Origin of the sequence: Phenylobacterium sp. (assembly GCF_036502675.1) — a bacterium.
Classification (GTDB): Bacteria; Pseudomonadota; Alphaproteobacteria; order Caulobacterales; family Caulobacteraceae; genus Phenylobacterium.
The window spans coordinates 1-10,649 of sequence record NZ_DASXYF010000019.1 but is presented as its reverse complement, the minus strand read 5'-3'; the positions used below and the strand labels follow the sequence as shown (position 1 = coordinate 10,649).

Below are 10,649 nucleotides of genomic sequence, written 5' to 3'. Positions count from 1 at the left end.
CTCCGGGACACCGGCCGCTCCCAGTCAACGCTCTAATATCGGCGAAGGTTCCATGGACCACGAAGGTCGGAACCAGCTCAGCTTCCGGACGTTGAAATCTGCACGTCGGGCGGGACAAGACTTCGCCATCCCCACGCCCATTTCAAGGTCTATCCGCCTTCCACTCGGACGATCACGGCGATATTTGCGTTTGACCGCATTCTCCTCCCGGCCCATGCCGGGAGCGGATCCGGCCAGTTAGACGGGAGAAGCCCATGGGCCTTTTGGCCAGACTCGCCCCCCACCTGCCCTATGTCCGTCGCTATGCGCGCGCGCTGACCGGCGATCAGGTGACCGGGGACAGCTATGTCCGGGTTACGCTGGAAGCCCTCGCGGCCGGCGAAGCGACCTTGCCGCCGAGCCTGACGCCGCGCGTAGCGCTCTACCATGTCTTCCATATCATCTGGCGCAGCACCGGCGCCCAGCTTGAGCCGCGCGGCGAGTTGGAGGACGACGATCCTTCACGTCGGCTGATGCGAATCGCGCCGCGCTCCCGCCAGGCCTTCCTGCTGACCGCGTTGGAGGGATTCACGCCCAGCGAGGCGGCGCTCATCCTCGACGCCGAGTTCGCCGAGGTCCAGCAGCTTATCGCCGACGCCCAGGCCGAGATCGACGCGGAACTGGCGACGGACGTGCTCATCATCGAGGACGAGCCGGTGATCGCCGCCGACATCGAGGCCCTGGTCAAGGAGCTTGGCCACACGGTGGTCGATATCGCCGCCACCCGCACCGAGGCGGTGGACGCCGTCGCCCGCAAGACGCCCGGGCTGGTGCTGGCCGATATCCAGCTCGCCGACGGCTCCTCCGGCATCGACGCGGTCAAGGACATCCTGGCTCGCTACGACGTGCCGGTGATCTTCATCACCGCCTTCCCCGAGCGTCTGCTGACCGGGGAGCGACCCGAGCCCACCTTCCTGATCACCAAGCCCTTCCAGCCGGAGACCGTGAAGGCCGCCATCGGCCAGGCGCTGTTCTTCCACCCGCGCAAGGCCAGCAAGCAGGCGGCCTGACGGGAGGCCTGGCGCCGGAACGGGGCGAAGGCCCCGGCGTTTCCCATCGGAGGCCCGCGCCCTTCCGCGGGCGGACAGGAGTAGAGCCGATGTTGGGTTGGGCGATCACCTTCGCGATCCTGGCGATAATCGCCGGCGTCCTGGGCTTTGTCGGCCTGGCGGGCGTCGCGGCGGCGATCGCCAAGGTGCTGTTCGTCGTCTTCCTCGTGCTGCTGGTGGCCAGCTTCGTCATCCGGGCGCTACGCGGACAGTCCGTCGTCTGACGCACCGGCCGGAGCGAGGAACGAAAACGGCCGCCCGTCGAGGGCGGCCGTCGTCGTTTCCGGACCAGGCTTCGCGGCTATTTCTGCTGGGTGGCCGGCGCGGGCTCGGGAGCGTCGAAGCTATGGGTCGGCGAAAGCGCGCGGCCGTTGTTGCGCTCCGTCGACGCCAGGTCGTCCGCCCGCCAGCCCCAGGCCGCGAACAGGGCCAGCGCCGCCAGGATCGTCGAGACGAGCAGCACCCAGAAGACGTGCCGTCCGAAGCGGCCCTGGCGCGCGGGCGTCGCCGCGAGGACCGGACGGTCTTGGGTGTCGGGAGAGGCCATCGACAGACTCCTTTACTGGACCGGGAGATAGGTGTCCGTCGCCAAAGGCTGGGCGCGGGGCGCGGTGAGCATGCCCGCCACGCCGCTCGCCAGCGCAAGGCCGGCAAGCGCCGCCACCACGTAGAGGCGCCGGCGCGCCATCCGCTGGCGCCGGCTCGAGGCGGGGAAATAGGCCACGCCGATCTGTGGAATGTTCGGGCTCTCAAGCATCGGGCATCCACCTCCGGCGCCGGACGGGACCGTCTCCCGCCATGCGAGCTAACGCTCCGGGTCCGCCTGCGTTCCGCCGCCTGGGGCCCCAGCGGGCCCGCAGTCGTTCGGCCGCGAAAAAATTCGCCTCTGGGGGGAACTGCCGTCAGGGGATGGGTGTTGATCACCTGCGGAGGCGGCGACGCCCCCCCGACTTGAGGCTGGCGACCATGCCAGTCTGCCGTCTCCGCACCCTTTTCTCGATGATGCACACCTAGCGGGCCCTAACGGGCCCGCTCTTTCTTTTGGCGAAGCCGCCGTCGGCCTTATTTCGGCCGTTCGAGATAGACGACGACGTCCGCGCGTCGGCGCAACGGCTGGGCTTCGCCGGTGGGCGTGACGGCGCCCGCCTGGCCAGCGCCGGCCACCTCGAACTCCGCTGCGGGCAGGCCCGTGGCCGCCAGGGCTGCGGTGACCGCATCGGCCCGGCGTCTCGAAAGCTGCAGGTTGGCGTCGGGCGCGCCCACGGCGTCCGCCAGGCCCAGGACCTTCACGTCCTTGACGGCGCATCCCCTGGCCGCCTGGGCGGCCTGAGCCAGCACCGCGCGGCCTTCGTCGGTGACTACCGCCGAATCCGGCTCGAAATAGATCTGCACCCGCTGGTCCGGACAGGCCGGCGCGCGCTGCACGATCCGGTCGCGCCCGCTCAGGCCCGCACACCCCGCCAGCGCCACGACGGCGCCCAAGGCCGCCACGCCCACGACCACTTGAGTCCGCATCCCGACAGCCCTTTCCCATCACGCCCACTAAAAAGGGCGGCCGTTCCCGACCGCCCCTTCCAAAATCCATCTGCGTCGCAGATCAGTTCCGGGGGCTGCCGTCCTCCCAATAATAACGGCCCGAGCCGGAGTCGTAATAATAATAACGGCCGACGCGCTCGTCATAGTACTGGCGCCGGTGCGGTGCGCCCGCGCCGCAGCCGCCGTCCTCGCGGCAGCCCTTCACCGCGCCGGCCGTGCCGCCGACCACCGCCCCGATGGCGGCGCCCGTCCCGGCGTCGCCGCTGCCGACGTTGTTGCCGATCACAGCGCCTGCCAGGGCGCCGATGGCCGCCCCGCCGGCCGCGTTGCGCTCGACGTTGCCGGTGGTGGTGCAGGCCGCGGCGAGGACGCCCGCGCCGGCGAGCGCGATCCAGGTCCTGGACATCTTCACTCTCCTTGAACTCGTCCCCCTGCGCTGCGCAACGTCGCCGGAACAGGGGGGTTCCGCGGAACTCCGGCCGCAGGCTGCCGTTAAGCTTTGCGCAAATTCGCGTGGCAGGAGAAGCATGATGTTTGGCAGACGCCCACTTGAAGCCCGGCATGCGGCGGTCGAGGCGGGCGCCGACGACGGCGCAGACATCCAGGCCGCCTACGAGCGTGGCCGGCAGGACGAGCGCGCCGCGCGGCGGCGCCATCCCCTGCTGATGACCCTGACCTTCATCATCGCCCTCGCCGGCCTGGCGATCCTGGTGGTGGCGGCCTACGAGGGCTCCTTCGCCCGCGGCGGCGTGGTGGTGGACCGTAATCTCAACATAGCGGCCGATCGCGCCGAGCCTGTCGTGCGCGGCGCCGCCGCCGACGCCGGCCAGGCGGTGAAGGACGCCGGCCGCTCGATCAAGGACAAGACCCACGAAGCGACGAAGTGACCGTGTCCGGGGGGACGGTCACGACCCGGATCGGGCGGGTGGAGGCCGTGGTGAACTGCGCCTCCGGCAGCGTCGGCAGGGCTGCGCCGGCGGAGGTGGAAAAGATCTTCGCCGAAGCGGGAGTTAGCGCGCGGATCGCCGCACCCGAGCCCGAGGGCCTGATGGATGCGCTGGCGCGCGCGGTGGACGCCGGGCCCGATGTGCTGGTGGTGCTGGCCGGCGACGGGACGGCGCGCGCCGCCGCCGAGCTCTGCGGGCCCGAGGGACCGATATTGGCCCCGCTGCCTGGAGGCACCATGAACATGCTGCCGCATGCGGTCTATGGCCAGGTTCCCTGGCAGCAGGCGCTCAAGGCCGCGCTCAGCGAAGGCCGGCCGCGCAATGTGGGCGGCGGCGAAGTCGCCGGCCGCACCTTCATGGTCGCCGCCATCCTGGGCTCGCCCGCCCTGTGGGCGCCCGCGCGCGAGGCGGCGCGCATGGGCAAGCCGACGCTCGCGCTGTTGCGGGCGCAGCGGGCGCTGAAGCGCGCCTTCAGCGGACGCCTGCGCTACGCCCTCGACGACGCGGAGCGCGAGAAGGCCGAGGCGCTGGTGTTCATGTGCCCTATTGTGTCGAAGGCCGTGAAGGACGAAGCCCAATACCTGGAGGCCGCCGGCGTCACCCCGGCGGGGGCGGCTGACGCCTTTCGACTGGGCCTGCACGCGGTGCTGGGCGACTGGCGCAACGATCCCGCGGTCGTCGTGGAGCACTGCCGCCTGGCGCGCATCTGGTCCTCCGGGCGCATCCCGGGGATCCTGGACGGTGAGCCGGTGCGTCTCGACCTCTCCGCCGAGGTGCGGTTCCGCCCCTCGGTCGTGCGCCTGCTGGCTCCGCCCAAGGGTGAGCGGACTTGACCGTCCGCCTGGCGCACCTCTCCGACATCCACTTCGGCGACGAGAACATCGCGGCCCTGGCCTGCGCTACCGAACAGCTCACGTCCGAGGCCTTCGATCTGGTCGTGGTCAGCGGCGACCTCACCCGCTGGGCGGAGATGGACGAGCTGCGCGCGGCGGCGGCCTGGCTGTCCGGGCTGCCCGGAGCCCGGCTGGTGACGCCGGGCAATCACGACGCGCCTTACAAGGCCTGGTTGCAGCGATTGTTCGTCCCCTTCCGGCGCTACGAGCACCTGGTCGGCCCGGCGGCGGTTCAGACCCACCGGGGCGATGGCCTCGCCGTCTACGGCCTCAACACCGCCCGCGGGGCGCAGCCGCGGCTCAACTGGTCGAAGGGCCAGATCTCGACGAAGCAGACCGAGGACGCCTGCACCTGGATCGCCGAGGCACCCCGGTCGGACCTGCGGCTGGTGGTCTGTCACCACCCGCTGGTCGAGATGATCGGCGGCCCGATGACCGGGCGCGTCTGGGGCGGCCCGGCGGCCGCCCGGGCCTTGGCCACGGCCGGCGCGGACGTCATCCTCAGCGGCCACATCCACGCCCCGTTCGCCCTGCCGCTGCCCTGCGCCGACGGGCGCACCTATGCGGTGGGAGCGGGCACCCTCTCGGTGCGCGAACGCGGCACGCCGGCCGGGTTCAACATCCTCGAGGCCGACGCGGAGGCGGTGCGGGTGACGGCCCTGGGATGGACCGGCTCCCGCTTCGAGCCCGAGCGCACCTGGTCGCTCGACCGTCGCTGACGGCCGCCGTCACACCCTGGGAACGCCGCGGCCCCTCACCAGATGCATCACCAGCGACACCGCGAACAACACCAGGAAGACGAAGAACAGGATCTTGGCGATGCCCATGGCCGCGCCGGCCACGGTGGTGAAGCCCAGCACCGCGGCGACCAGGGCGACCACCAGAAACGTCAGGGCCCATCCAAGCATGGCGTCACTCCGAACCAAGCGCGGCCGGCCTGTCCGGCCGCGCTTCCATCGGATCAACGTCGGCGGAGCTCGGGTGTTCCCGCGAGTCCGCAGGAGAAGGGAAGGCTATTTCTTGGGCGTGGCCTTGCCCGCCAGGAAGGCGGTGAGCGCGGTGGTGATCACCCTCGGATTGCGCACCGCGATCAGGCCCACGGCGAGGGCCGCGGCGGCGGCCACCGCCGGACGTTCACGGGCGAAGTCGAGGATGCGCGCGCTCAGGCTTTCGGTCGGCGGGCGGGCAGGGGGGCGGGCGATCCGGGCGCAGATGACGCCGCCGAGCGCGGCCCCCACCGCGCCGACGCCGGCCACGACGGCGGCGGCGCCCGCCGGGCCCAGGTGGTCGCGCAGCAGCGCGAACACGGCGAAGGCGACCGCCACGACGGCCACCCCTACCGAGGCCGCGATCGCACAGACCGCGGCCAGGGTGAGAACGACTTTCCTCAGGATCAACGGTTGCGGCCGGCCGCCAGCAGCAGTCCGACCAGGACGCCGACGCCCAGCGCGGCGCCGGTGGCCGCCAGCGGGCGCTCGCGAACCCGCTCGACCACGTAGCGCTGAGCCTCGTCGAGCTGTTCGCCGGCGGTGTCGGCGTAGGCGCGGGTCTGGGCGCGCAGCTGCTCCAGGCCCTCCTGCACCACGCCTTCGAACTTCTTGGCGGCTTCGGCGAAGCTGCGCTGCGCGTCGGCCGACAGTTTGGTCGCCGCTTCGGTGGCGGCGCGGGCCGCGCTCTTGGTCTCCTCGGCGGCGTAATCGACAGCGTTCGCGGACATGTCGGGTCTCCAGGCGATGGGCGCCCCGGGCAAAGGGCTGTGCAGGCGAAAGCGTGAACGTCGGATATGTAAGCCGGTTCCGATCCGTCGCAAAGCCGCGGTGGCGCTTGCTCCGCGAAAACGTCGTTATTCCATGCACACTTCCTGTCGCGCAACCGCGGCGGCGCCCGTATGGTCGGCGCATGAGCGACGAGCCCGACCGGCGCAAATGGGATCCGCAGCGTCTGAGCGAAAGCCTGCGGGCGGCGGGGCTGGGCGAGTTCGACTGGGACTTCGTCCGCGACGTTATCCGGATGAGCGCGCTCACCGCCGAGATCACCGGCGCGTCGCAGGGCGAGCGACCCGCCCAGGGCGGCGAGATGCTGCGGGCCATGCTCCATCCCGACGACCGTGACACCGCCCCCGCCGCGGTGGAGGTCCAGCTGCAGTCCGCCGACCACTACGCGGTCGAGTGTCGCTGCGTCCGTCCGGACGACGGCCGCATGGTCTGGGTGCGCATCACCGGCCAGCGGGTGCGCGATGACGCCGGCGCGCCGATCGCCGCGGCCGGCCTGGTGCAGGACATCACCGCCCGCAAGGACGAGGACGACCGCCGGGTCACGCTGATGGCCGAGCTGGACCACCGGGTGAAGAACGTGCTGGCCACGGTCCAGGCGCTGGCCGCCCAGACCGCCAAGCGCACCACCTCGCTGGACAACTTCCTGCAGACCTTCTCCGGCCGGCTGAAGGCGATGGCCTCGGCCAACGAACTGCTGACGGCCGCCCGCTGGCGCGGCGCCTCGGTGGAGCATCTGGCCTCGGCCGAGCTCGGGGCGCTCGCGCCCGGTCAGACCCGCTGGGGCGGGCCGGAACTGTTCCTCACCCCGCGCGCCGCCAATGCGTTGTCGTTGGCCCTGCACGAACTGGCCACCAACGCGCTGAAGTTCGGTGCGCTCTCCACCGATACCGGGCGTATCGACCTGCGCTGGAGCCGGCTTGTGGACGGCGGCTTCGAGCTGGTCTGGACCGAGAGCAACGGCCCGCCCGTGACGGCGCCGGCCCACCGGGGCTTCGGCTCCACGCTCCTGGAGCAGGTGACCGGACGCGAGCTCAACGGCGAGACCCGGGTGGAGTACCGCGCCGCCGGCGTGCAGGCCCTCCTGCGGGCCGGCCCCGCGGCCCTTGTGGAGCGGCCGGAGACCATGCCGGAGGCGCCGCCCAAGCGGGTGGTGGAGACCGTCACCGCCTCGGGCGGCCCGGCGGAGCTGAACGGGGCCCGCGTGCTGATCGTCGAGGACGCGGTGCTGCTGGCGCTGGAGCTGGAGACCGGCCTTTCCGACGCCGGCGCCGTGGTGATCGGGCCGGCCTACGAACTGGAGGAGGCGATGGGGCTCCTCGACCAGCCCATCGACGCGGCGGTGCTGGACGCCAACCTGAACGGCCGCTCGGTGATCCCGGTGGCCAAGGTCCTGGCCGAACGCGGGGTGCCCTTCGTTTTCGCGACCGGCTATGGCGAAGCTGGCGGCCCGCCCATCGGCTTCGACGCGCCGATCATCCGCAAGCCCTACGACGTGACGCAGGTGGCCGCGGCGGTGGCGGCGCTGCTGCAGGCGCGCTGAGCGTCAGACGATCCCCCGCGCCGAAATCGCCCGGGACCTGGCCGCAGAAGAGGCCGGCGATCGGGGTTCCCATCTCGATCACGCGCAGGCCGGCGAGCGGCGCTGAATTTTCGTCGGCCGCGACTAATTTCTCCCCGGGCGGCGCGGAACAGATCACGCGGGCGTGAGTTCCGCGTGGGCCCGGTTGGAGCCGGGACCCGTTCTGCTTGTCAATCTTCAGGAGTACCCGATGCAACGCCATCTGTTGATCGCGGGCGCCGCGGCTGCCGCGGCCTTGTCCGTCGCCGCCTGCAACAAGACGCCGACCGAGACCAAGGGCGCGGCCACCCCCGCCGAACAGGCCGCGACCCCGGACGCCAATCCCGCCGCCACGGTGCCGACGCCGTCCAACGAGGCGAAAGCCCCCGACTTCGTCAGCAAGGCCGCCGCCAGCGACATGTTCGAGGTCCAGGCCGCCAAGGTCGCCCAGGGGCGCTCGTCGAACCCCGAGGTGAAGAGGTTCGCCGCGATGATGGTCACCGACCACACCAAGTCGACCCAGGGACTGAAGAAGGCCATCGCCGACTCCGGCCAGGCGGTCACTCCGCCCGCCACCCTGCCCGACGACCTGCAGCGCAAGCTGGACGACCTGAACAAGGCCGACGCCAAGGACTTCGACAAGACCTACATGGACAATCAGGTGGACGCCCATCAGGCGGCCCTCGACCTGATGCAGCGCTACGCCCAGGACGGCGACGTGCCGCAGATCAAGGCCTTCGCCGCGTCTACGGCGCCGGTCGTCCAGAAGCACCTCGACATGGCCCGCACCCTGCGCGACGCCGTGAAGAAGTAAGCCGGTCCCGTTTTGATTTTGCCGGCCGGGCGCGGGGGAGTAGGGCTGCGGCATGACAGCCTACGTCCTGCCCGCGCCCGCCGTGCCGACCGTGCCCGTCGGGGGCGAAGCCGCCGTTTTCCCTGTCCGCCGCATCTTCTGCGTCGGGCGAAACTACGCCGCCCACCGGCGCGAGATGGGCTCCGACGACCGCGACCCGCCGTTCTTCTTCACCAAGCCCGCCGACGCGGCGGCGCCGCCGGGGGTGGATGTTCCGTATCCTCCCGGCACCCGCAACCTGCATCACGAGATCGAGCTGGTGGTCGCCCTGGGCGCGGGGGGCGCCAACGTCCCGGTCGAGCGCGCCCTGGACCTGGTCTACGGCTATGCCGCCGGCGTCGACCTCACCCGCCGTGACCTGCAGAACGCCGCCAAGGACAAGGGGCAGCCCTGGGACGCCAGCAAGGCCTTCGATTTCTCGGCCCCGATCTCGGCGATCCGCAAGGGGGCCGCCGCGCCGCAGGGGCGCATCCGCCTGGCGGTGAACGGCGTCGTCCGGCAGGACGCCAGCCTCGCCGACATGATCTGGTCGACGCCGGAGATCATCGCCGAGGCCTCCAGGCTGTGGAGGCTGGCTCCCGGCGACCTGATCTTCACCGGCACGCCGGAGGGCGTGGGCCCCCTGGCGGTCGGCGACAAGGTGACCGGCGAGATCGAGGGTGTCGGCGCCCTGTCCTTCACGGTCCGCAGCGCGTGAGCCTCACCCTTTACAGCCACTGGCGCGCGACGGCGCCCTACCGGGTGCGCATCGGCCTGGCGCTCAAGGGCCTCGACTACGGCCACGTCTCGGTGAACCTGGCCGAAGGGGTGCAGCACAAGGCCGCCTACCGCGAGATCAATCCGCAGAAGCTGACGCCGGCGCTCGACATCGGCGGCGACATCCTCACCCAGAGCCTGGCGATCCTGGAGTGGCTGGACGACACCCATCCCGAACCGCCGCTGCTGCCCGCCGACCCCCTGGGCCGGGCGCGGGTGCGGGCGATGGCGGGGATCGTGGCCTGCGACATCCATCCGCTCAACAACCTGCGCGTCGACCGGGCGCTGGAGACGATCGGGGTCAGCGACGCCGACCGCCGCAAGTGGGCCGTCCGCTGGATCGCCGACGGCTTCGCGGCCCTGGAGCCGATGGTCGCGCGCGACGGGGCGGGCTTCGCGTTCGGCGCGGCGCCGACCCTCGCGGACTGCGTCCTGGTCCCGCAGGTCTGGGCCGCCGAGCAGCGCTACAAGCTCGACCTCGCGCCCTACCCCGCGCTCCGCGCCGCCGCCGCGCACGCCGCCGCCCATCCCGCCTTCGTCGCGGCGCACCCGGACCTGCAGCCGAAGTAGGCGCGCGGCGCCGGCGCCGTCGTTGAGTATTTCCGCCCGCTGAACGCCCAGCCGGTCCAGCAGAACAAAGATCAGATCTGCACTCGGTGAGCGGATCTTGTTATGAAAGGATTCACCGTTCCTTGCGGCCCATTTGTTTACCCTGAGCAGGCCATGATCGCGGGTGAAACTGCGAATGGGGCGAGACGTGGGCGGCAATCGGATCTTGGGCCAGGGGCGAACCCGCCGCCTGGCTGATGCGTTCAATCTCGGGCTGCGCAAGGGCGCCCGGGACGAGCGCGGCGCCGTGGCGATCATATTCGCCCTGTCGATCGTGGTGCTGGTGCCGCTGATCCTGGGACTGTTCGACGTCTACACCGCCTCCGAGCAGCGCGCCCGCCTGCAGGACGCCCTCGACGCCGCCGCCCTCTATGCGGCCCGGAGCGACCTCCAGACCGACGCCGAGATCGACGCCGCGGGCGACAGGGCCTTGAACGCCAACCTGCGGCTGCTGCGCGGCGCCACCCTGCTCGCGTCCGATTTCCACCTGGCGCAGAACAACACCAAGGTCACCGCCTCGGCGACCATCCAGCCGATGGCCCTGGCGCCCGCCTTCTGGGCCCACCCGGCGGTGACGGTCACTACGGACGTGGTGCGGAACTCCAAGAACCTGGAAGTGTCCCTGGTGCTCGAC

General features: G+C 71.2%; 17 protein-coding genes. 10 read left to right on the top strand and 7 right to left on the bottom strand.

The window, feature by feature from the left end:
* Positions 1-254 precede the first annotated feature (254 nt).
* Entirely contained in the window at positions 255-1,049 is a 795-nt protein-coding gene (locus tag VGL30_RS02555; RefSeq protein ID WP_331536451.1) for a response regulator, read from the top strand.
* Positions 1,050-1,138: 89 nt separating this feature from the next.
* Positions 1,139-1,312: a DUF1328 domain-containing protein gene (locus tag VGL30_RS02550; protein WP_331536449.1), complete on the top strand. Its 174-nt coding sequence runs from the start codon at positions 1,139-1,141 to the stop codon at positions 1,310-1,312.
* Between the two features lie 77 nt (positions 1,313-1,389).
* On the opposite strand, the gene VGL30_RS02545 is transcribed toward VGL30_RS02550, so the two are convergent.
* The 4 genes from VGL30_RS02545 to VGL30_RS02530 form a co-directional block, all read right to left on the bottom strand.
* On the bottom strand, positions 1,390-1,635 hold the full coding sequence (locus VGL30_RS02545; protein ID WP_331536447.1) for a hypothetical protein: 246 nt from the start codon (positions 1,633-1,635) through the stop codon (positions 1,390-1,392).
* A 12-nt stretch (positions 1,636-1,647) separates the two neighbouring features.
* A complete protein-coding gene (locus VGL30_RS02540; protein WP_331536445.1) occupies positions 1,648-1,845 on the bottom strand; it encodes a hypothetical protein in 198 nt (65 codons plus the stop codon).
* Between the two features lie 305 nt (positions 1,846-2,150).
* A complete protein-coding gene (locus VGL30_RS02535; RefSeq protein WP_331536443.1) occupies positions 2,151-2,603 on the bottom strand; it encodes an OmpA family protein in 453 nt (150 codons plus the stop codon).
* Between the two features lie 82 nt (positions 2,604-2,685).
* A complete protein-coding gene (locus tag VGL30_RS02530) occupies positions 2,686-3,030 on the bottom strand; it encodes a YMGG-like glycine zipper-containing protein (RefSeq protein ID WP_331536441.1) in 345 nt (114 codons plus the stop codon).
* 124 nt (positions 3,031-3,154) lie between these two features.
* Here VGL30_RS02530 and VGL30_RS02525 point away from each other — a divergent pair, with 124 nt between their 5' ends.
* Genes VGL30_RS02525 through VGL30_RS02515 form a run of 3 tightly spaced genes read left to right on the top strand, consistent with a single transcriptional unit; the run spans position 3,155 to position 5,183 of the window.
* Positions 3,155-3,511 (top strand): hypothetical protein, encoded by a 357-nt coding sequence (locus VGL30_RS02525; protein ID WP_331536439.1) that lies wholly within the window; start codon positions 3,155-3,157, stop codon positions 3,509-3,511.
* On the top strand, positions 3,508-4,404 hold the full coding sequence (locus tag VGL30_RS02520) for a diacylglycerol/lipid kinase family protein (RefSeq protein ID WP_331536437.1): 897 nt from the start codon (positions 3,508-3,510) through the stop codon (positions 4,402-4,404). Before VGL30_RS02525 ends, VGL30_RS02520 begins: the two co-directional genes overlap by 4 nt.
* Positions 4,401-5,183, top strand: a complete 783-nt coding sequence (locus VGL30_RS02515) for a metallophosphoesterase (RefSeq protein WP_331536435.1) — start codon at positions 4,401-4,403, stop codon at positions 5,181-5,183. Before VGL30_RS02520 ends, VGL30_RS02515 begins: the two co-directional genes overlap by 4 nt.
* Positions 5,184-5,192: 9 nt before the next feature.
* On the opposite strand, the gene VGL30_RS02510 is transcribed toward VGL30_RS02515, so the two are convergent.
* From VGL30_RS02510 to VGL30_RS02500, 3 genes are all read right to left on the bottom strand, one after another.
* Complete coding sequence (locus tag VGL30_RS02510; protein WP_331536433.1) at positions 5,193-5,372, bottom strand: DUF1328 domain-containing protein; 180 nt, start codon at positions 5,370-5,372, stop codon at positions 5,193-5,195.
* A 105-nt stretch (positions 5,373-5,477) separates the two neighbouring features.
* On the bottom strand, positions 5,478-5,861 hold the full coding sequence (locus VGL30_RS02505; RefSeq protein WP_331536431.1) for a hypothetical protein: 384 nt from the start codon (positions 5,859-5,861) through the stop codon (positions 5,478-5,480).
* A complete protein-coding gene (locus VGL30_RS02500; protein ID WP_331536429.1) occupies positions 5,858-6,181 on the bottom strand; it encodes a glycine zipper domain-containing protein in 324 nt (107 codons plus the stop codon). Before VGL30_RS02500 ends, VGL30_RS02505 begins: the two co-directional genes overlap by 4 nt.
* Positions 6,182-6,363: 182 nt before the next feature.
* Here VGL30_RS02500 and VGL30_RS02495 point away from each other — a divergent pair, with 182 nt between their 5' ends.
* From VGL30_RS02495 to VGL30_RS02470, 5 genes are all read left to right on the top strand, one after another.
* A complete protein-coding gene (locus VGL30_RS02495) occupies positions 6,364-7,779 on the top strand; it encodes an HWE histidine kinase domain-containing protein (protein WP_331536427.1) in 1,416 nt (471 codons plus the stop codon).
* A gap of 229 nt (positions 7,780-8,008) precedes the next feature.
* The gene (locus VGL30_RS02485) at positions 8,009-8,611 is read left to right on the top strand and encodes a DUF4142 domain-containing protein (RefSeq protein ID WP_331536426.1); all 603 of its coding nucleotides are present in this window, start codon (positions 8,009-8,011) and stop codon (positions 8,609-8,611) included.
* A 52-nt stretch (positions 8,612-8,663) separates the two neighbouring features.
* Complete coding sequence (locus VGL30_RS02480) at positions 8,664-9,347, top strand: fumarylacetoacetate hydrolase family protein (protein WP_331536424.1); 684 nt, start codon at positions 8,664-8,666, stop codon at positions 9,345-9,347.
* On the top strand, positions 9,344-9,976 hold the full coding sequence (maiA, locus tag VGL30_RS02475; RefSeq protein ID WP_331536422.1) for a maleylacetoacetate isomerase: 633 nt from the start codon (positions 9,344-9,346) through the stop codon (positions 9,974-9,976). The genes VGL30_RS02480 and maiA overlap by 4 nt, the downstream gene beginning before the upstream one ends.
* Before the next feature lie 205 nt (positions 9,977-10,181).
* Positions 10,182-10,649: TadE/TadG family type IV pilus assembly protein (locus VGL30_RS02470; protein WP_331536420.1), on the top strand; the 468-nt coding region annotated here is incomplete at its 3' end.